This is a genomic window from Enterobacter sp. UPMP2052, from assembly GCF_053709675.1.
In genome coordinates, this window is sequence record NZ_JBSKJR010000001.1 from 1,546,516 (window position 1) to 1,566,510 (window position 19,995).

The 19,995-nt window shown below is 56.4% G+C and carries 16 protein-coding genes; 9 read left to right on the forward strand and 7 right to left on the reverse strand.

The features are described from left to right. Positions 1-66: 66 nt before the first annotated feature. The gene (gene pepT, locus ACWKX3_RS07230) at positions 67-1,290 is read right to left on the reverse strand and encodes a peptidase T (protein WP_454541527.1); all 1,224 of its coding nucleotides are present in this window, start codon (positions 1,288-1,290) and stop codon (positions 67-69) included. Positions 1,291-1,527: 237 nt separating this feature from the next. Between pepT and potA the strand changes: the two genes are divergently transcribed. From potA to potD, 4 genes are read left to right on the forward strand one after another with little or no spacing between them, the layout of a single operon-like run. Continuing rightward, positions 1,528-2,676: a spermidine/putrescine ABC transporter ATP-binding protein PotA gene (potA, locus tag ACWKX3_RS07235; RefSeq protein ID WP_199559881.1), complete on the forward strand. Its 1,149-nt coding sequence runs from the start codon at positions 1,528-1,530 to the stop codon at positions 2,674-2,676. Further along, complete coding sequence (potB, locus tag ACWKX3_RS07240) at positions 2,660-3,517, forward strand: spermidine/putrescine ABC transporter permease PotB (RefSeq protein WP_454541528.1); 858 nt, start codon at positions 2,660-2,662, stop codon at positions 3,515-3,517. The genes potA and potB overlap by 17 nt, the downstream gene beginning before the upstream one ends. Beyond that, positions 3,514-4,305, forward strand: coding sequence for a spermidine/putrescine ABC transporter permease PotC (potC, locus tag ACWKX3_RS07245; RefSeq protein WP_006174735.1), 792 nt, complete (start codon positions 3,514-3,516; stop codon positions 4,303-4,305). Before potB ends, potC begins: the two co-directional genes overlap by 4 nt. Continuing rightward, the gene (gene potD / locus ACWKX3_RS07250) at positions 4,302-5,336 is read left to right on the forward strand and encodes a spermidine/putrescine ABC transporter substrate-binding protein PotD (protein ID WP_058609126.1); all 1,035 of its coding nucleotides are present in this window, start codon (positions 4,302-4,304) and stop codon (positions 5,334-5,336) included. The genes potC and potD overlap by 4 nt, the downstream gene beginning before the upstream one ends. Before the next feature lie 37 nt (positions 5,337-5,373). Here the strand turns inward: potD and cobB are convergent, their stop codons facing one another. From cobB to lolC, 5 genes are read right to left on the reverse strand one after another with little or no spacing between them, the layout of a single operon-like run. Then, positions 5,374-6,195 (reverse strand): Sir2 family NAD+-dependent deacetylase, encoded by an 822-nt coding sequence (cobB, locus tag ACWKX3_RS07255; protein ID WP_042319571.1) that lies wholly within the window; start codon positions 6,193-6,195, stop codon positions 5,374-5,376. A 14-nt stretch (positions 6,196-6,209) separates the two neighbouring features. Further along, positions 6,210-7,121 (reverse strand): N-acetylglucosamine kinase, encoded by a 912-nt coding sequence (nagK, locus tag ACWKX3_RS07260; RefSeq protein ID WP_006174730.1) that lies wholly within the window; start codon positions 7,119-7,121, stop codon positions 6,210-6,212. Positions 7,122-7,172: 51 nt separating this feature from the next. Further along, positions 7,173-8,417, reverse strand: coding sequence for a lipoprotein-releasing ABC transporter permease subunit LolE (gene lolE, locus ACWKX3_RS07265; RefSeq protein WP_088207492.1), 1,245 nt, complete (start codon positions 8,415-8,417; stop codon positions 7,173-7,175). After that, complete coding sequence (lolD, locus tag ACWKX3_RS07270) at positions 8,417-9,118, reverse strand: lipoprotein-releasing ABC transporter ATP-binding protein LolD (protein WP_058609129.1); 702 nt, start codon at positions 9,116-9,118, stop codon at positions 8,417-8,419. The genes lolE and lolD overlap by 1 nt, the downstream gene beginning before the upstream one ends. Beyond that, on the reverse strand, positions 9,111-10,310 hold the full coding sequence (lolC, locus tag ACWKX3_RS07275) for a lipoprotein-releasing ABC transporter permease subunit LolC (RefSeq protein ID WP_236345612.1): 1,200 nt from the start codon (positions 10,308-10,310) through the stop codon (positions 9,111-9,113). The genes lolD and lolC overlap by 8 nt, the downstream gene beginning before the upstream one ends. 257 nt (positions 10,311-10,567) lie before the next feature. On the opposite strand from lolC, the gene ACWKX3_RS07280 reads away from it, so the two are divergent. From ACWKX3_RS07280 to ldtC, 3 genes are all read left to right on the forward strand, one after another. Next, the gene (locus ACWKX3_RS07280; protein ID WP_454541529.1) at positions 10,568-11,641 is read left to right on the forward strand and encodes an acyltransferase family protein; all 1,074 of its coding nucleotides are present in this window, start codon (positions 10,568-10,570) and stop codon (positions 11,639-11,641) included. A gap of 149 nt (positions 11,642-11,790) precedes the next feature. Continuing rightward, complete coding sequence (mfd, locus tag ACWKX3_RS07285) at positions 11,791-15,237, forward strand: transcription-repair coupling factor (protein WP_454541530.1); 3,447 nt, start codon at positions 11,791-11,793, stop codon at positions 15,235-15,237. 154 nt (positions 15,238-15,391) lie between these two features. Then, a complete protein-coding gene (gene ldtC / locus ACWKX3_RS07290; protein WP_454541531.1) occupies positions 15,392-16,357 on the forward strand; it encodes a L,D-transpeptidase LdtC in 966 nt (321 codons plus the stop codon). Between the two features lie 73 nt (positions 16,358-16,430). On the opposite strand, the gene bhsA is transcribed toward ldtC, so the two are convergent. Further along, positions 16,431-16,688 carry a multiple stress resistance protein BhsA gene (bhsA, locus tag ACWKX3_RS07295; RefSeq protein WP_006174713.1) on the reverse strand — a complete coding sequence of 86 codons (258 nt, stop codon included), beginning with the start codon at positions 16,686-16,688 and terminating at the stop codon, positions 16,431-16,433. Positions 16,689-16,931: 243 nt separating this feature from the next. On the opposite strand from bhsA, the gene comR reads away from it, so the two are divergent. Further along, positions 16,932-17,567 carry a TetR family copper-responsive transcriptional repressor ComR gene (gene comR / locus ACWKX3_RS07300; protein ID WP_042319562.1) on the forward strand — a complete coding sequence of 212 codons (636 nt, stop codon included), beginning with the start codon at positions 16,932-16,934 and terminating at the stop codon, positions 17,565-17,567. Positions 17,568-17,742: 175 nt separating this feature from the next. Then, entirely contained in the window at positions 17,743-19,941 is a 2,199-nt protein-coding gene (locus tag ACWKX3_RS07305) for a TonB-dependent siderophore receptor (protein WP_454541532.1), read from the forward strand. Positions 19,942-19,995 lie beyond the last annotated feature (54 nt).

Below are 19,995 nucleotides of genomic sequence, written 5' to 3' on the forward strand. Positions count from 1 at the left end.
TACCGGGCCTACAAAATCCATAAACGTAGGCCGGGTAAGGCGTAGCCGCCACCCGGCTAAAAGCACCTACCGTTTCGCAGTCAACTCCGCGATCCGCACAATCACCTGCACCGCTTTCTCCATCCCTTCCAGCGTGACGAACTCGTGCTTGCCGTGGTAATTGTAGCCCCCGGTAAACAGGTTCGGACACGGTAGTCCCATGAAGGAAAGCTGTGAGCCATCGGTGCCGCCGCGAATCGGTTTGAGATCCGGCTCAATGTCGCAATCCCGCATCGCCTGCTGGGCGATGTCGAGAATATGCGGGTGCTCCATCACCTTGTCGCGCATGTTGTAATAGCTGTCTTCGATGATCAGCTCAATATAACAATCCGGGTGCAGCCCTTTGCCGACCTTTTTAGCGATTTCCATCATCTTACGCTTGCGGGCTTCAAAGGCTTTACGGTCAAAGTCGCGCACGATGTAGTGCATCTGCGCGCTGTCCACGGTGCCCTTAATGCTGGTCAGGTGATAGAACCCCTCATAGCCTTCCGTCATCTCCGGGCTTTCATCTGCCGGAACCTCGGCATGAATGCGTGCGGCAAGCGACAGCGCATTAACCATCACCCCTTTGGCGGAGCCGGGATGAACGTTGTTACCGACGATTTTGATGGTGACCGAGGCCGCGTTGAAGTTCTCATACTCCAGTTCGCCCACGCCACCACCGTCGACGGTATAGGCCCACTGGGCGTTAAAGGCTTCGACGTCGAAATGTTTGGCCCCTTTTCCGACCTCTTCATCCGGCGTGAACGCCACGCGGATATCACCGTGGGGAATGTTTTTTTCCTTCAGCACCGCCAGGGCCGTCATGATTTCGGCGATACCGGCTTTATCATCCGCCCCCAGCAGCGTTTTGCCGTCGGTGGTGATCAGAGTCTGCCCCAACAGCTGATGCAGCACCGGGAACATGACCGGGGATAACACTTCATCGCCGATTCCCAGCGCAATGTCCCCGCCGCGGTAGTTTTCGACAATCTGCGGATTGACGTGTTTACCGCTAAAATCAGGTGAGGTATCGACATGGGAGATAAAACCAATCGCCGGGATATCACCGTCGATGTTCGCTGGCAACGTGCCCATCACGGTGCCTTTATCGCTGAGCGTGACGCTGACCAGCCCCTGCGCCTCAAGCTGCTCTTTCAGCAGGTTTAAAAGCTTCCACTGGCCTTCGGTGCTGGGCACCTGTCGGACACCCGGTTTAGATTGGGTATCCAGCGAAACGTACTGTAAAAAACGTTCAAGTAATTTATCCATGCAGTCACCCTCACTTTTTGTGACAACATTATCAATAAGCATCAAAACCCAAATATTGCGTCAGGTCACTTTTATCCCGCAAACGAGAACTTTTTACGTTTGTATCGTTATACGTTAATAAATGTAGCTTATGGATCAGTGAGAAGGATTGGCGATTCAATGGGTTTGCCGTAGAATGTCCGCCCTCATTACGAGTCACCAAGGTGGTTACACACAAACCCCGCTTCGGTCTGCTGCCTGAAGCGTCTATATGGGACAGCGCAAAAATTGAAAACACAACCCCGTTCCCTTTCACCGCTGGTGAAGCTGGAACGAATTCGTAAAAGTTTCGATGGTAAAGATGTCATTTCCGATCTCAATCTGACCATCAAAGACGGTGAGTTTCTCACGCTGCTCGGCCCTTCTGGCTGTGGCAAAACCACCGTCCTGCGCCTTATCGCCGGGCTGGAAAGCGTCGATAGCGGCCATATTCACCTTGAGAACCAGGATATCACCGAGGTTCCTGCCGAAGATCGTCACGTTAATACCGTCTTTCAGAGCTATGCGTTATTCCCGCATATGACCGTGTTCGAAAACGTGGCGTTTGGCCTGCGGATGCAAAAAACGCCCGCTGGCGAAATCCCTCCTCGCGTCAACGAGGCCCTGAAAATGGTTCAGCTGGAAGAGTTTGCCCAGCGTAAACCCCACCAGCTCTCCGGCGGCCAGCAGCAGCGCGTTGCCATTGCCCGGGCGGTGGTCAATAAACCGCGCCTGCTTCTGCTGGATGAATCTCTGTCCGCGCTGGATTACAAGCTGCGTAAGCAGATGCAGAACGAGCTGAAAGCCCTGCAGCGAAAGCTCGGCATTACCTTCGTTTTTGTCACTCACGATCAGGAAGAGGCGCTGACCATGTCCGACCGTATCGTGGTGATGCGCGCAGGCAAAATTGAGCAGGACGGTACCCCGCGCGAGATCTACGAAGAGCCGAAAAACCTGTTTGTCGCCAGCTTTATTGGTGAAATCAATATCTTTGATGCAACCGTCATTGAACGTCTCGACGACCAGCGGGTGCGCGCCAGCGTGGAAGGCCGCGAGTGCAATATCACCGTGAATTTCCCCGTCGAGCGGGGTCAAAAGCTCAACGTCCTGCTGCGCCCTGAAGACCTGCGTGTCGATGAGATCCACGACAACACCGAGGCGGAAGGCTTAATTGGCTATATCCGCGAGCGCAACTATAAAGGAATGACGCTCGAATCCGTGGTGGAGCTGGAAAACGGCAAGATGGTGATGGTCAGCGAGTTCTTTAACGAGGACGATCCTGACTTTGACCACTCCCTCGATCAGAAAATGGTCATCAACTGGGTAGAAAGCTGGGAGGTTGTACTGGCTGATGAACAACACAAGTAAATTCCAGAAGGTGGTGATTGCCACGATCGTCGGTTGGCTTGTGCTGTTCGTCTTTTTACCCAACCTGATGATTATCGCCACCAGCTTCCTGACCCGCGACGATACTCACTTCGTCACGCTGGTCTTTACGCTGGATAACTACGCGCGTCTGCTCGATCCGCTCTATTTTGACGTGCTCCTTCACTCGCTCAACATGGCGCTGATCGCCACCGTTGCCTGTCTGGTGCTGGGCTACCCGTTCGCCTGGTTCCTGGCCCGGCTGCCGCAAAAGGTGCGGCCTCTGCTGCTGTTTTTACTGATTGTTACGTTCTGGACGAACTCGTTGATCCGCATTTACGGGCTGAAAATTTTCCTCAGCACCAAAGGCTATCTCAACGAGTTCCTGCTGTGGCTGGGGGTGATCGATACCCCTGTCCGCATCATGTATACGCCGGGCGCGGTCATCATCGGCCTAGTCTACATCCTGCTGCCGTTTATGGTGATGCCGCTCTACTCAAGCATTGAAAAGCTGGATAAGCCTCTGCTGGAAGCGGCGAAAGATCTTGGTGCCGGTAAGCTGCAGACCTTTATCCGCATCATCATTCCGCTGACCATGCCGGGCATTGTCGCCGGCTGCCTGCTGGTGATGCTGCCCGCGATGGGCCTGTTCTTCGTCTCTGACCTGATGGGCGGGGCAAAAAACCTGCTGATTGGTAACGTGATTAAGAGCCAGTTCCTTAATATCCGCGACTGGCCGTTTGGCTCTGCAACGAGTATTACGCTGACGGTGGTGATGGGCCTGATGCTGCTGGTCTACTGGCGCGCGTCGCGTATGCTGAATAAAAGGGTGGAGCTGGAATGATCGGTCGACTGCTTCGCGGCGGGTTTATGACCGCCATTTATGCTTATCTCTATATTCCGATTATTATTTTGATCGTGAATTCGTTTAACAGCTCGCGCTTCGGGATCGGCTGGAAGGGGTTTACCACCAACTGGTACAGCCTGCTGTTGAACAATGACAGCCTGTTACAGGCCGCCCAGCACTCGCTGACGATGGCGATTTTTTCCGCCACCTTCTCAACGCTGATTGGCTCACTCACCGCCGTGGCGCTTTATCGCTACCGTTTTCGCGGCAAGCCGTTCGTCAGCGGCATGCTGTTTGTGGTGATGATGTCGCCGGACATCGTCATGGCGATTTCGCTGCTGGTGCTGTTTATGCTGTTGGGCGTGCAGCTGGGCTTCTGGTCTTTGCTGTTCTCGCACATCACCTTCTGCCTGCCGTTTGTGGTAGTGACCGTCTTTGCGCGCCTGAAAGGCTTCGACGTGCGCATGCTGGAGGCGGCTAAAGACCTGGGTGCCAGCGAGATGACAATCCTGCGTAAAATCATCCTGCCGCTGGCGATGCCTGCCGTTGCGGCCGGGTGGCTGCTCAGCTTTACCCTGTCGATGGACGACGTGGTGGTCTCCTCCTTCGTGACGGGGCCGAGCTATGAAATATTGCCGTTGAAGATCTATTCAATGGTGAAAGTCGGTGTTTCACCGGAGGTGAACGCGCTGGCGACTATCCTGCTGGTGCTCTCGCTGGTCCTGGTGATTGCCAGCCAGCTTATTGCGCGTGATAAAACAAAATCTCAGGGGACAATGAAATGAAAAAAATGCTCGCCGCTGCGGCGCTGGTGCTCGGAATGGGTGCGGCGCACGCTGATGACAGCAAAACGCTCTATTTCTACAACTGGACCGAGTATGTGCCGCCAGGCCTGCTGGAGCAGTTCACTAAAGAGACCGGCATCAAGGTGATCTACTCGACCTATGAGTCGAACGAAACCATGTACGCCAAGCTCAAAACGTATAAAGAGGGTGCGTACGATCTGGTGGTTCCTTCGACCTATTTCGTCGATAAGATGCGCAAAGAGGGCATGATCCAGAAGATCGACAAAACGAAGCTAAGCAATTTTTCAAACCTCGATCCGCAGATGCTTAACAAGCCGTTTGACCCGAACAACGATTACTCGATCCCTTACATCTGGGGTGCAACGGCCATCGGGGTGAACAGCGATGAGCTTGATCCTAAAAGCGTGACCCGCTGGGCGGATCTGTGGAAACCGGAATACAAGAGCAGCCTGCTGCTGACCGATGACGCGCGCGAAGTGTTCCAGGTTGCCCTGCGCAAACTCGGCTACTCCGGCAACACCACCGACCCGAAAGAGATTGAAGCCGCCTACAATGAGCTGAAAAAACTGATGCCTAACGTCGCGGCGTTTAACTCTGATAACCCGGCTAACCCGTATATGGAAGGCGAAGTGAATCTGGGGATGGTCTGGAACGGCTCAGCGTACGTCGCGCGTCAGGCCGGTACGCCACTGGAGGTGGTCTGGCCTGAAGAGGGTGGGATCTTCTGGATGGACAGTCTGGCGATACCGTCAAATTCGAAAAACGTTGAGGGTGCCCTGAAGCTCATTAACTTCCTGCTGCGCCCGGACGTGGCGAAACAGGTTGCTGAGACCATTGGCTATCCAACGCCAAACCTGGCCGCACGCAAGCTGCTGAAGCCGGAAGTCGCGAATGACAAATCACTTTATCCGGATGCCGACACCATCAGCAAAGGGGAGTGGCAGAACGATGTGGGCGACGCGAGCCGCCTTTACGAAGAGTATTATCAGAAGCTGAAAGCGGGTCGATAATCAAACAAAAACGGGCAACGCAAGGTTGCCCGTTTTGTTATAACCCTTTGAGTAGCTTGTCTACAAACGCCGGTACTACTTCACTCGCAAGGCCGTAGTGCTTCTCCTCAAACTCACTGCCAACCTGGCTGGGTTCAAGATTCAGTTCTACCGTATGCGCGCCCTGCAACCGGGCTTCGTGAACAAATCCGGCTGCCGGATAAACATGCCCGGAGGTGCCGATGGCGATAAACACGTCCGCCATCGCCAGCGCGCTGTAGATCTCATCCATCCCCAGCGGCATTTCACCGAACCAGACCACATGCGGACGCAGTCGCGCCGGGAACTGGCAGCAGTGACATTTGTCATCGTCCAGCACGTCCTCTTTCCAGTCCAGCACCTGGCCGCTCCAGGCGCAGCGCACCTTGAGTAATTCACCGTGCATGTGAATGATGTTCTTGTTACCGGCGCGTTCGTGCAGGTTATCGATATTCTGCGTCACCAGCAGAAAACGATCGCCCAGCGCCTCTTCCAGCTTCGCCAGTGCAACATGCGCCGCGTTCGGTACAATTTCCGGCTGCTGAAGCTGGCGGCGGCGGGCATTGTAAAATGCCTGCACTAATTCCGGATCGCGGGCGAAGCCTTCCGGCGTCGCCACATCTTCTACACGGTGCTCTTCCCACAGCCCGTCCGCCGCGCGGAAGGTTCGGATCCCGGATTCGGCGGAGATCCCCGCCCCGGTCAGCACCACCACTCTGGGTTTATCCATCGCTTCTGGCATCATCCTGTCTCTGAAAAAGATCCGCTGGCGCAAGCGTTCACGTAAGCGGCGTTTATTTTTGCGAAAACGGCTGAGTCGACCTAAGCGACGCGACAGCATAGTAACCTCATAAACTAATCGGTGAGATGAAGGAATGCGGCTCCGCGCATGCCTCCTGCGTCCCCGTGCCGCGCGCGCTCGATGCGCGGCACGCGGGCGACCGGCAATAAATGTCGGGGCAGTCGCCCGGACAACTGTTCCGTAATCGCGGTAAAGTTTGACAGCCCTCCCCCAATCACCAGCAGATCCGGATCGACAATGGTCAGGATATTGCCAAGACACACCGCCAGCAGGTCGAGGTAGCGCTCGACGTGCTCCCGCGCCTGCGCATCACCCTGCTCCCACAAGGTTATGATCTGGGGGGCTTCAAGTTTCTGATGATAGAAGTGTTCATACAGCCATGCAAACCCGCGGCCCGAGAGATAGTTCTCAATGCAGCCATGCTGGCCGCAGCCGCAGCGCGTGAGCGGAAAATCACGCCCCACAACGTCTAGCGCATCCACCGGCAGGCGGATATGCCCAAATTCGCCGGTGATGTAGCTGCGCCCGGTTATGGGTTTGCCATTGATGATGATCCCCCCGCCAACGCCCGTGCCGAGGATCAGCCCCATCACCAGTGGGTAACGGCGAAACTCGTCATCCCAGGCTTCGGAGAGGGCAAAACAGTTGGCATCATTGTCTAAACGCACGTCGCGTTCAAGGAGAGCAGAGAGATCGGCGCGCAGCGTTCTGCCGCTGGCGGCGGGGACGTTGGCGGCATACAGCGTACCGTCGTCCGTTTCGGGCATCCCCGGGATACCAATACCGACGCTGCCTTTGACGCCAAAGCGGGTATCCGCCTGCGCCACCAGCGCGGCAATGGCCGTTAAAAAGTCGTCGTAGCTTTCGCGCGGGGTGGGAACACGGGTTTCCCACTGTAGCTTGAGGTCTTTATCAAACACGCCCAGCGCAATTTTAGTGCCGCCAATATCAAATCCATAATACATAACGCATTCCTCTTTTGATCTGGCGGCAAAGCTCACCAGACCATGACGTAATTACTGGCCACTTAATACCCTCGCCGGATCAATTCGGCTAGCGCGACGCGCCGGATACCAGCTTGCCAGCAGACTCAGTAAAAGTGCTGTAACCAGCACATAAATAACGTCCAGCCAGTGCAATTCAGACGGCAGGAAGTCAATAAAATAGATATCACCCGACAGGAACTGGTGACCAATAAGCTTTTCAATGCCGTTGATGATTGGCGTCAGTTGCAGAGAAACCACCACCCCGATCGCCACACCGCACAGGCTACCAAACAGCCCTGCCATTAAACCGTACCAGACAAAGATGGCGCGAATAAGACCGTCTTTTGCCCCGAGCGTTCGCAGCACGGCAATGTCGCCGCTCTTGTCTTTAACTGCCATCACCAGCGTCGAGACGATGTTAAAGCACGCCACACCGATCACCAGCACCATCGCCAGATACATAATGGCGCGGATCATCTGGATATCACGGTACATATACCCGTAAGTGCCTATCCAGCTTTTGATATAGACATAGTTATTGGTGACTTCGCCGGCATCCCGTACCAGTTTATTGGCGTTAAAGACGTCGTTCACCTTAATGGCGATCCCCGTCACGCTGTCGCCCATGTCCAGATACTGGCGGGCATCGTCCATCGGCACCATGGCAAAGCTGTGGTCCAGCTGACCGCTGAGCTGGAGAATGCCGGTCACATGCAGACGGATACGTTTAGGCTGTTGCAGCTTATGGTCCGCGCTGGCGTTGGGGATCATGATGGAGATCCAGTCGCCCTGCTTCACCTTAAGCGCATCGGCGACGCCTTTACCGATGATAATCTGCTGTTCACCTGCCCTGAAACTGGACCACGCGCCGTTCTGGACATAGTTGGGCAGCGCGCTCAACCGCGCTTCCTGCGCCGGGTTAACGCCCTTCACCTGAATGGCGCGCAGGTTAACTCCGCTCTCCACCAGCCCGGTGAAGTTGATGTAAGGGGCCGCCGCTGCAACGCCCGGCACTTTTTCCATTCTGGCGAGCGCATCGCTCCAGTTGTTCCAGGGCTGGTTAACCGGCTCGATCTCGCCGTGCGGGACCACGGCCAAAATGCGGTTATTCAGCTCGCGCTCAAAGCCGTTCATCGCGCTGAGGCCGACGATAAGCACCGCCACGCCCAGCGCGATGCCCACGGTAGAAATCACGGAAATCAGCGATACCATGCCGCCGCGACGACGACCGCGGCTAAAGCGTAAACCGATCAGTAAGGATAACGGTGAAGCCATTACTCCGCTCCCATCAGGGTCAGTTCAGCGTTCAGATGACCGTCGCGCATTTCAAGCTGACGGCCCATCCGCTTCGCCAGCTGCAAATCGTGCGTGACCACCAGAAACGCGGTCCCCTGCGAAGCGTTGAGTTCGCCCAGGAGCTGGAAGATGCTGTCTGCATTACGCGCATCGAGGTTGCCCGTCGGTTCATCCGCCAGCACCAGACGCGGGTTATTGACCAGCGCGCGGGCAATCGCCACACGCTGGCGCTCACCGCCGGAAAGCTCGGACGGCCGGTGATTACCACGGTGCCCCAGCCCTACCGCGTTCAGCATATCGCTGGCACGCGCGTTGATTTCTGCCGCTTTCTTTTTGCCAATCAGCAGCGGCATTGCCACATTTTCCAGCGCCGTGAAATCCGGCAGCAGGTGGTGGAACTGGTAGATAAAGCCCAGCTCACGGTTGCGCAGCTCCGCTTTCGCGGTAGAGGACATTTTGCTCAGCGGCTGGCCTGAAAAAATCACATCCCCCTCGGTTGGGGTATCCAGCCCGCCCAGCAGATGCAGCAAGGTACTTTTACCGGAGCCGGAGCTGCCGACAATCGCCATCATTTCGCCTTCGCCCACGCTGAAGCTCACATTGTGCAGCACGTCGGTCTGCACAGTGCCTTCCTGATAGCGTTTGGACAGGTTGTCGCATTGCAACAGGATCTTATTCATAACGTAAAGCCTCAGCGGGTTGAGTGGCGGCAGCGCGCCAGGAAGGATAAAGCGTAGAGAGCAGCGCAATGGCCATCGCGGCCAGCGCAATGCCAACCACCTGCAGCGGCTCGATAGCCACCGGCAACGCCGCGCCATCAAGCAGTGCGCCAAGAATCGGCATTAAATTATTCAGCTGGCTGGCAAGGAGTGCCCCCAGCACGGCACCCAGCAGCGCCCCGATAATGCCGGCGCTGGCTCCTTGCACCATAAACACCGCCATAATCTGGCGTGGGGTAAGCCCCTGGGTTTGCAGAATCGCGACTTCGCCCTGTTTCTCCATCACCATCAGACCCAGCGAGGTGATGATGTTAAACGCCGCCACGGCGACGATCAGGCTCAGCAGCAGCCCCATCATGTTCTTTTCCATGCGCACGGCCTGGAATAGCTCGCCTTTACGGTCGCGCCAGTCCTGCCACTTCGTCCCTTCAGGCAGCGTTTGCTGGCTGAGGGTATCCACCTGCAGCGGCGCATCGAGCCACAAGCGCCAGCCGGTGATATTGCCCGCCGGGTAGCGCATCAGGCGCGAGGCATCCTGGATGTTCACCAGCATCTGGTAACCATCCACTTCGCTGTTGGCGGCAAAGGTCCCGATAACGTTAAACAGACGCTGGCTCGGCAGGCGCCCCATCGGCGTAAACTGGCTGGCAGAAGGCACCATCACGCGCAGCTGGTCGCCGCGGTTGACGCCAAGCTGCCCGGCAAGCTGCTCGCCGAGGATAATGTTGTACTTACCGGCTTCGAGATCGGTCTGTTTGACGTTAACCAGGTAAGGGGTGAGCGGGTCTTTTTGTGCCGGGTCAATCCCCAGCATTACGCCTACCGCCACGCTGCGGGCGCTTTGCAGCACCACGTCACCGGTGGTTAAAGGCGCAACGCGCGTCACACCCTGCAGCATCGCCGCGCTTTCCGGCAGCTGCTGGGGGTTAACGGAGCCGTTGGTCGACGAGAGAACGGCCTGCGGCATCAGCCCCAGGATGTTGTTTTGCAGCTCGCGCTCGAAGCCGTTCATGACGGAAAGCACCGTCACCAGTGCCATCACGCCAAGCGTAATGCCAATAGTCGAAAGCCAGGAGACAAAGCGACCGAAGCGGTCCGCGGCGCGCCCACGCATGTAACGTAAGCCTATGAAAAGTGCGACAGGTTGATACATGAAATCCGTCTGGTTGCTGATAGCAGACCCACGAGTATATAAGCGAATCCGCTAAGCGTAAATGACTGAAACCGTAAGCTTTGGTAATCATTTTTCTGAAAAATTCAGATAAATCATAGTGCTAGTTGTAGAACGCCCTTCTGCCCTCCTCCACCTTTTCCGAAAAACGTACTGATACAGACTCTTACCCATTACATCCCGGTAGCGCTTAACCACAATCGAGCCTTCGTTTATGGCAATTAAGGTAGTCGCGAACAATGAAACAAAAAGCATTATGGATAAACCAGATAAAGGGGCTGTGCATCTGCCTGGTGGTGATCTATCACTCGGTCATCACCTTTTATCCTCACCTGAGCGGGCTTCAGCATCCGTTGTCTGGCCTTATCGCCAAATGCTGGGTCTATTTTAATCTTTATCTCGCGCCCTTCCGTATGCCGGTGTTTTTCTTTATTTCCGGGTATCTCATTCGCCGCTATATCGATGAAGTGGACTGGCGCACCAGCCTCGACAAGCGCATCTGGAGCATTGTCTGGGTGCTGGCGCTGTGGGGCGTGCTGCAGTGGCAGGCGCTGAGCCACCTGAATGCCTGGCTGGCGCCGGAGCGTGAACTCGCTACCTCGTCAAACGCCGCCTATGCCGATTCGATATCGGGCTTCCTGCACGGCATGCTGACCGCCAGCACCAGCCTGTGGTATCTGTACGCTCTGGTGGTCTATTTCACGCTGTGTAAATTGCTGAGCCGCTGGAAGCTTCCGGTGCTGGCCCTGCTCGCCCTGGCAAGCGTGGCGATTAACTTCCTGCCGCTGCCGTGGTGGGGCATGAACAGCGTGGTGCGCAACATGATTTACTACAGCCTGGGCGCGTGGTACGGCGCGCAGCTGATGGCGTGGATGAAGGGCCTGGAGTTGCGCCGTTACGGACTGGCGATCGCGGCGTTTGCCATGGTTTCCGTGGTGCTGTGGTTTGCGAACGTCCCTCTGTTCCTCTCGCTGCTGTCGATCCTGGTCATCCTGAAGCTCTTTTACAGCGTCGAACAGCGCTATGCCGTTCATCCCGACAACCTGCTCAACGTGGTCGGCTCGAACACCATTGCGATTTACACCACCCACCGCATTTTGATCGAGGCACTGAGTCTGATTCTGATCGGTGAGATGAACGCGGGTCACTGGCCGGTGTGGGCCGAACTGACGCTGATTGTGGTCTATCCTTTTGCCAGCCTGCTCGCCTGCACGCTGGTGGGGCTGGGCGTACGTAAGCTCTCCACCGCGCTCTTTGGCGATCTGTTCTTCTCCCCGCCCGCGCGGCTTTCCCCTGCGCCAGCCACCCGTTAATACCCTTCTCGCCCCCTCTCCGGGGGCGAATTTGCACCCCGTGCGGTTACAATTTGCTTATGCAAAACGATCGAGGATAATAAAGACATTGCGTATCAGTGATATGCCCCAATACTGTTGGTATATCCATAAGAGACTCTGACAAAGCCATGCCTGAACACGATCGTTATTCCTTGCCTGTCAACGCGGGCGACCAACGCCAACTGGGCGAACTCACGGGCGCGGCGTGCGCCACGCTGGTGGCAGAAATCACTGAGCGCCATCCGGGGCCGGTAGTCCTGGTTGCGCCGGATATGCAAAATGCCCTGCGCCTGCATGACGAAATCCGGCAGTTCACCGACAGCCTGGTGTTTAGCCTGGCCGACTGGGAAACGCTGCCGTATGACAGCTTCTCGCCGCATCAGGAAATTATCTCTTCGCGCCTGTCGACGCTGTATCAGCTTCCAACCATGCAACGCGGCGTGCTGATTGTGCCGGTGAATACGCTGATGCAGCGCGTCTGCCCGCACAGCTATCTTCACGGCCACGCCCTGATGATGAAAAAAGGTCAGCGCCTCTCCCGCGACGCCCTTCGCGCGCAGCTGGACAACGCCGGGTATCGCCATGTTGATCAGGTCATGGAGCATGGGGAATACGCCACCCGCGGCGCGCTGCTTGACCTCTACCCCATGGGCAGCGAACAGCCATACCGTCTGGACTTTTTCGATGATGAAATCGACAGCCTGCGCGTGTTCGACGCCGACACCCAGCGCACGCTGGAAGAAGTTGAGGCGATTAACCTGCTCCCGGCGCATGAATTCCCGACGGATAAAACCGCCATTGAGTTGTTCCGCAGCCAGTGGCGAGACACGTTCGAGGTTAAGCGCGACGCTGAACATATTTATCAGCAGGTCAGTAAAGGCACGCTGCCCGCCGGGATCGAATACTGGCAGCCGCTGTTCTTCAGCGAGCCGCTGCCGCCGCTGTTCAGCTACTTCCCGAAAAACACGCTGATCGTGAATACAGGCGATATTGATGCCAGCGCCAGCCGGTTTGAAAGCGAGACCCGCGCCCGTTTCGAAAACCGCGGCGTGGATCCTATGCGCCCGTTGCTGCCGCCCGAGAAGCTGTGGCTACGCACCGATGAACTGAATGCCGAGCTAAAACGCTGGCCACGGATGCAGCTCAAAACCGATTCACTTGCGAAAAAAGCGGCCAACACGAACCTCGCGTTTAAGACGCTTCCGGATCTCGCCGTGCAGGCGCAGCAGAAATCGCCGCTCGATAATCTGCGTAAGTTCCTCGAGTCCTTTACCGGCCCGGTGGTGTTCTCGGTTGAGAGCGAAGGCCGTCGCGAGGCGCTGGGCGAACTACTGAGCCGCATTAAGGTGGCACCAAAGCGCATTTTGCGACTCGATGAAGCCACCGGCAATGGCCGTTATCTGATGATCGGCGCGGCCGAGCACGGGTTTATTGATACGCTTAACAACCGCGCCCTGATCTGCGAAAGCGACCTGCTCGGGGAGCGCGTTGCGCGCCGCCGCCAGGACAGCCGCCGTACCATCAACCCGGACACATTGATCCGTAACCTGGCGGAACTGCACCCGGGTCAGCCGATTGTTCACCTTGAACACGGTGTCGGGCGCTATCAGGGGATGACGACGCTGGAGGCGGGCGGCATCAAAGGTGAATACCTGATGCTGACCTATGCCAACGACGCCAAACTGTACGTGCCGGTATCGTCCCTGCATCTGATCAGCCGCTATGCGGGCGGTGCGGAAGATAACGCCCCGCTGCATAAGCTGGGCGGCGATGCCTGGGCACGAGCGCGCCAGAAAGCGGCGGAAAAAGTTCGCGACGTGGCGGCTGAACTGCTGGATATCTACGCCCAGCGTGCGGCCAAAGAGGGCTATGCCTTTAAGCATGACAAAGAGCAGTATCAGCTGTTCTGCGATAGCTTCCCGTTCGAAACCACGCCGGATCAGGCTCAGGCCATTAACGCCGTGCTGAGCGATATGTGCCAGCCGCTGGCGATGGACCGGCTGGTCTGCGGCGACGTGGGCTTCGGCAAAACCGAAGTGGCGATGCGCGCAGCCTTCCTCGCCGTGGAGAACAACAAGCAGGTGGCGGTGCTGGTCCCTACCACCCTTCTGGCCCAGCAGCACTTCGACAACTTCCGCGACCGCTTTGCCAACTGGCCGGTGCGCATCGAAATGCTGTCGCGTTTTCGCAGCGCCAAAGAGCAAACGAGCATTCTGGAGCAGGCAAGCGAAGGCAAGATCGACATTCTGATCGGCACGCACAAGCTGCTGCAAAGCGACGTGAAGTGGAAAGATTTGGGCCTGCTGATCGTCGACGAAGAACACCGCTTCGGGGTGCGTCACAAAGAGCGGATCAAAGCGATGCGCGCGGACGTCGATATTCTGACCCTGACCGCAACGCCGATCCCGCGTACGCTGAATATGGCGATGAGCGGCATGCGCGATCTGTCGATTATCGCCACCCCTCCGGCGCGCCGTCTGGCGGTGAAAACCTTCGTGCGGGAGTACGATAATCTGGTGGTCCGCGAGGCGATCCTGCGCGAAGTGTTGCGCGGCGGCCAGGTGTATTACCTCTACAACGACGTGGAAAATATTCAGAAAGCCGCCGACAGGCTGGCGGAGCTGGTGCCGGAGGCGCGTATTGCCATCGGCCACGGGCAGATGCGCGAGCGCGAGCTGGAACGCGTGATGAACGATTTCCACCACCAGCGCTTTAACGTGCTGGTCTGTACCACCATTATTGAAACCGGCATCGACATTCCTACCGCCAATACCATCATCATTGAACGGGCGGATCACTTTGGCCTGGCGCAGCTTCACCAGTTACGTGGCCGCGTAGGTCGTTCGCACCATCAGGCCTACGCATGGCTACTGACGCCGCATCCGAAGGCGATGACCACCGACGCGCAAAAACGTCTGGAAGCCATCGCCTCGCTGGAAGATCTCGGCGCCGGGTTCGCGCTGGCAACGCACGACCTCGAGATCCGCGGGGCGGGCGAACTGCTGGGCGAAGATCAGAGCGGTTCGATGGAAACCATCGGCTTCTCGCTGTATATGGAGCTGCTGGAAAACGCCGTCGATGCGCTGAAGGCCGGTCGGGAACCGTCGCTGGAAGATTTAACCAGCCAGCAAACCGAAGTCGAGCTGCGGATGCCGTCCCTGCTGCCGGATGATTTTATTCCAGACGTGAATACCCGCCTGTCATTCTACAAGCGTATTGCCAGCGCGAAAAATGAAGGCGAGCTGGAAGAGATCAAAGTCGAGCTGATCGACCGCTTTGGCCTGCTGCCGGACGCCGCGCGCAACCTGCTGGACATCGCCCGTCTGCGTCAGCAGGCGCAAAAGCTGGGCATTCGCAAGCTGGAGGGCAATGAGAAAGGCGGGATGATTGAGTTTGCCGAGAAAAACCATGTCGATCCGATGTGGCTGATCGGCCTGCTGCAAAAACAGCCTCAGCACTTCCGTCTGGATGGCCCGACGCGTCTGCGCTTTACGCAGGAGCTGGCCGAGCGTAAGAACCGCATGGAGTGGGTCCGTAACTTCATGCGTCAGCTTGAAGAGAACGCCATCGCCTGACCGGCACCACAGGCTCCCGGTAGCGCAACGCTGCCGGGAGCAACAATTTACAAACTCTTTGCACTTCGCCCGATCTTCCCGACACACCCATTGACCATAATTATGATTCACAGCTTATAAAATAATAACCTTATCATTTATATGGATTATAGTGATGATGATCTCTTCGCGTCTTATCCGCTGGATTACGTTGTCTGCGCTGATAGCAACGGTAACCATTGCGTTACCCGCCCGGGCAAACACCTGGCCTCTCCCGCCCCCTGGCAGCAAACTTGTCGGGGAAAATCGTTTTCACGTCGTGGAAAATAATGGCGGTTCGCTTGAGGCGATTGCTAAAAAATATAACGTTGGGTTCCTGGCGCTGCTTCAGGCCAACCCAGGTGTAGATCCTTATGTGCCTCGTGCCGGCAGCGTGCTGACGATCCCGCTCCAGACGCTGCTGCCGGACGCGCCGCGCGAGGGGATCGTGATCAACCTAGCTGAGCTTCGGCTTTACTATTATCCACCGGGTAAAAACGAAGTGACCGTCTATCCTATCGGCATTGGGCAGCTGGGCGGCGACACGCTCACCCCAACGATGGTGACCACCGTCTCCGATAAGCGGGCAAACCCGACGTGGACGCCAACGGCCAATATTCGCGCCCGCTACAAAGCGCAGGGTATCGAGCTTCCGGCGGTTGTGCCGGCAGGGCCTGATAACCCCATGGGACATCACGCGATCCGCCTCGCCGCCTACGGCGGTGTCTATCTGTTGCATGGAACCAATGCGGATTTCGGTATTGGGATGCGCGTCAGCTCCGGCTGTATTCGCCTTCGCGATGACGACATCAAGACGCTTTACAGCGAGATCACGCCGGGCACCAAAGTGAATATCATTAATACGCCGATTAAGGTTTCTGAGGAGCCTGGCGGCGTGCGGCTGGTCGAAATCCATCAGCCGTTATCGAAAAACATAGGTGACGATCCGCAAACCCTGCCCATCAATCTGAATGCTGCGATGGTGAGTTTTAAAACGAATGCCAGCACCGATGAGGCCGTGATGGGGAGAGCCATGGAGGTACGTTCAGGCATGCCGACTGACGTCACGCGGCACCACAATATTGCGCAACAGTCGATGTAAGACCCAACGAAAAACGCCCTGCATATGCAGGGCGTTTTTTATAGCAGTGGCATAAATGAGGGTTTAGCCAGGCTTATTTGTAGATGACCGCAGTACCGTGGAGGGTGTTAGGACCGGTCACTGAGGTGATGCGGAAAGATTTTGCACCCATTTCATCCGCTTTTTGCGCCAGCTGATCTTCCAGTGAACCCAGGTTAGTCCCGGCATTCGCGGAGATGGTGCCCACTTTCTGCTGGTCAGCAGGGGTGGATTGCACTTCAACAGCGGCGAAGCTTGCGAAAGAGAGTGAACTCAGAACAGCGGCAGCGATGAGGGTTTTAACGTTTTTCATGTTTTTATACCTTTAGGCAGATGAATTGATGTCGTAATTTATTTACTTAACGATCGATAGGTAAATGATAGATGTGATCCAGGTCACACGTCAACCCATTTTTATAACGACCATTAAATAAATTTAAATTCCGTTATTATTCATATCGATAGGATTAATTTATTTTTAAGCAAACAGCGCTGGTCCCGGCTGTGGTTTATTTTTATAATGGTCATTCAACAAACCAACAGAGGACCAACGGCAATGACAACCGATGTCACGAGTTGTGCGAAGAAAAGCCGTGGCCGACCAAAAGTGTTCGACAGGGATGCGGCGCTGGATAAGGCCATGACGCTCTTCTGGCAGCACGGGTACGAGGCAACGTCGCTTTCGGACCTGGTGGAAGCTACCGGAGCCAAAGCGCCGACGCTGTACGCGGAGTTTACGAATAAAGAGGGGCTGTTCCGGGCGGTTCTGGATCGATACATCTCCCGTTTTGCGGCGAAGTACGAAGCACAGCTGTTCTGCGAAGAAAAATCCGTTGAGCAGGCGCTGCGGGATTACTTCACCGCCATCGCCACCTGCTTCACCAGCAAAGAGACCCCTGCCGGGTGTTTTATGATCAACACCTCTGCCACCCTCGCGGCCTCGTCTACAGAGATCGCCAACACGGTGAAATCGCGCCATGCGATGCAGGAGGAGACGCTGAGCACGTTCCTTGCCCAGCGCCAGCAGCGCGGCGAGATCCCCGCGCATTGTCGCCCGCAGGCGCTGGCGCAATACTTAAGCTGCATTCTGCAGGGCATGTCGATTAGCGCCCGCGAAGGCGCTGGCCTGGAAAAACTGCAAAGCATCACCCAGACCACGCTGCGCCTGTGGCCTGAACTTCTCAAGCTGTAATCTTAAGGGCGGCCATCCGCCCTTTCTGTTTTCTTCCTTCCTCGTTTTCATCTAACCCCCCAAATTTTCTCAGGTTGATAATGCGTTTTATTATCGGCAGTATTCGCATTTACATTTTTTAACACGACAAAAACAACCTGCCCGCATAATAACAATCGCTTAATAAGGAATGATGATGAAGACGAGCCTCTGGGTGCTCAATCCGGTATTGCTGGCTATGGCAATGCCCCTTTATGCAGAACAAAACACAGAAGAGAACCTGGTGGTTAGCGCCAACCGCAGCCACCGCACCGTGGCCGAGATGGCGCAGACCACGTGGATCATTGAAGGCCATGAGATTGAACAGCAGGTTCAGGGCGGCAAAGAGTTCAAGGATATCCTTGGACAGCTGATCCCGGGTATGGACGTCAGCAGCCAGGGACGAACCAACTACGGCATGAACATGCGTGGCCGCGCGATTGTGGTGCTGGTGGACGGCGTTCGCCTGAACTCATCGCGCACGGACAGCCGTCAGTTGGATGCCATCGATCCTTTCAACGTTGATCACATTGAGGTGATCTCTGGCTCCACGTCCCTGTACGGCGGCGGCAGTACGGGCGGCCTGATCAATATTGTGACCAAAAAAGGGCAGCCGGAAAGCCAGGTCGACCTGGAGCTTGGCGGTAAAACGGGTTTTAACAACAGCAACGATCGTGACGAACGCGTGGCAACCGCCGTCAGCGGCGGGAACGATCATGCTTTCGGTCGGCTGTCCGTTGCCTGGCAGCGTTTCGGCGGCTGGTACGATGGTAACGGTGACGCCCTCACCTTCGACAATACGCAAACCGGGTTACAGCACTCGGACCGCCTGGACGTGATGGGCACCGGCACGATTGAGATTGACGAGACGCGTCAGTTGCAGGTGGTCACCCAGTATTACAAAAGCCAGGGCGACGACGATTACGGGTTAAACCTGGGCAAAAACATGGGTGCCGTTACAGGCAGTGGAACGGCCTCTACCCAAAGCGGATTTAACTCCGATCGTGTTCCCGGCACCGAGCGCCATCTTATCAGCCTGCAATACTCGGATACCGATTTCTGGGGACAGGAGCTGGTCGGGCAGATTTATTACCGGGATGAGTCCCTGCGCTTCTACCCTTTCCCGACGCTGGACGCGCAGACCAAAGCCGTTACCAGCTTCGCCGCCTCCGAGCAGAATACCGACCAGTACGGCGCGAAACTGACGTTAAACAGCACGCCGCTGGACGGCTGGCAGATGACCTGGGGGCTGGATGCGGATCACGAGACGTTCGACTCCAATCAGATGTTCTTTGATTTGGCGCAGTCCGTTCCCTCGGGCGGTATGAATAACCACGCTATATATTCCACGGGACGTTATCCGGGCTACAGCATCACCAACATCGCGCCGTTTCTGCAGAACAGCATTGATCTGAGTGATGTCTTCACTCTGAGCGGCGGCGTACGCTACCAGTGGACCGAAAACCGCGTTGATGACTTTATCGGCTATACCCAGCAACAGGCGATTGCCAACGGTAAGGCGCGGTCCGCAGAGGCCATCCCGGGCGGCAAAACCGATTACGACAACCTGCTGTTCAATGCCGGGATCCTTGCGCATCTCACGGAAAATCAGCAGGCCTGGTTTAACTTCTCTCAGGGCGTGGAGTTGCCCGACCCCGGTAAATATTACGGCAACGGTTCCTATGCAAGGGCCGATGCACAGGGCCATCTTGCGCTGGTGAAAAGTGTTAACCCGCAGGATGCGAAGCTCGAAGGCATCAAAGTGAACTCCTATGAGCTGGGCTGGCGTTATACCGGCAATAATCTGCGCACCCAGATTGCGGCCTACTACTCGTTGTCGGATAAATCGGTCGACATTAACCGCCGCGATATGACAATCGACGTCAATCAGCAGGAGCGCAGGATTTACGGCGTGGAGGGCGCGGTGGATTATTTCATTCCTGACAGCGCCTGGAGCCTCGGCGGGAATTTCAACGTGCTGAAGTCAGAGATTAAAACGAACGGATCGTGGGAGAAGTGGGATGTGACACAGGCCTCACCGTCAAAAGCCACGGCATACGTCGGCTGGTCCCCTGAACCCTGGTCACTGCGCCTGCAGACCCAGCAAACCTTCGACCTGACGGACGCGGCGGGCAATAAAATTGATGGCTATAACACCGTTGATTTCCTCAGCAGCTATGCCCTGCCGGTGGGTAAACTGTCCTTCAGTATCGAAAACCTGCTGGATAAAACCTACACCACCGTCTGGGGCCAGCGTGCGCCGCTGCTCTACAGCCCGACCTACGGTAGCGCTGCTTTGTATGAGTACAAAGGGCGTGGCCGCACCTTCGGGCTGAACTATGCCCTGACCTTCTGACGGCCAAAAAAAAGCTCCTCAGCCTGAGCGCGTGAGGAGCTAAGTTCAGAGAAG

Bases quoted from the DNA above. Each gene is read 5' to 3' on its own strand.
- pepT (WP_454541527.1), bottom strand. From the start codon at position 1,290: ATGGATAAATTACTTGAACGTTTTTTACAGTACGTTTCGCTGGATACC.
- potB (WP_454541528.1), top strand. From the start codon at position 2,660: ATGAACAACACAAGTAAATTCCAGAAGGTGGTGATTGCCACGATCGTC.
- potC (WP_006174735.1), top strand. From the start codon at position 3,514: ATGATCGGTCGACTGCTTCGCGGCGGGTTTATGACCGCCATTTATGCT.
- potD (WP_058609126.1), top strand. From the start codon at position 4,302: ATGAAAAAAATGCTCGCCGCTGCGGCGCTGGTGCTCGGAATGGGTGCG.
- cobB (WP_042319571.1), bottom strand. From the start codon at position 6,195: ATGCTGTCGCGTCGCTTAGGTCGACTCAGCCGTTTTCGCAAAAATAAA.
- nagK (WP_006174730.1), bottom strand. From the start codon at position 7,121: ATGTATTATGGATTTGATATTGGCGGCACTAAAATTGCGCTGGGCGTG.
- lolE (WP_088207492.1), bottom strand. From the start codon at position 8,417: ATGGCTTCACCGTTATCCTTACTGATCGGTTTACGCTTTAGCCGCGGT.
- lolD (WP_058609129.1), bottom strand. From the start codon at position 9,118: ATGAATAAGATCCTGTTGCAATGCGACAACCTGTCCAAACGCTATCAG.
- lolC (WP_236345612.1), bottom strand. From the start codon at position 10,310: ATGTATCAACCTGTCGCACTTTTCATAGGCTTACGTTACATGCGTGGG.
- ACWKX3_RS07280 (WP_454541529.1), top strand. From the start codon at position 10,568: ATGAAACAAAAAGCATTATGGATAAACCAGATAAAGGGGCTGTGCATC.
- mfd (WP_454541530.1), top strand. From the start codon at position 11,791: ATGCCTGAACACGATCGTTATTCCTTGCCTGTCAACGCGGGCGACCAA.
- ldtC (WP_454541531.1), top strand. From the start codon at position 15,392: ATGATGATCTCTTCGCGTCTTATCCGCTGGATTACGTTGTCTGCGCTG.
- bhsA (WP_006174713.1), bottom strand. From the start codon at position 16,688: ATGAAAAACGTTAAAACCCTCATCGCTGCCGCTGTTCTGAGTTCACTC.
- comR (WP_042319562.1), top strand. From the start codon at position 16,932: ATGACAACCGATGTCACGAGTTGTGCGAAGAAAAGCCGTGGCCGACCA.
- ACWKX3_RS07305 (WP_454541532.1), top strand. From the start codon at position 17,743: ATGAAGACGAGCCTCTGGGTGCTCAATCCGGTATTGCTGGCTATGGCA.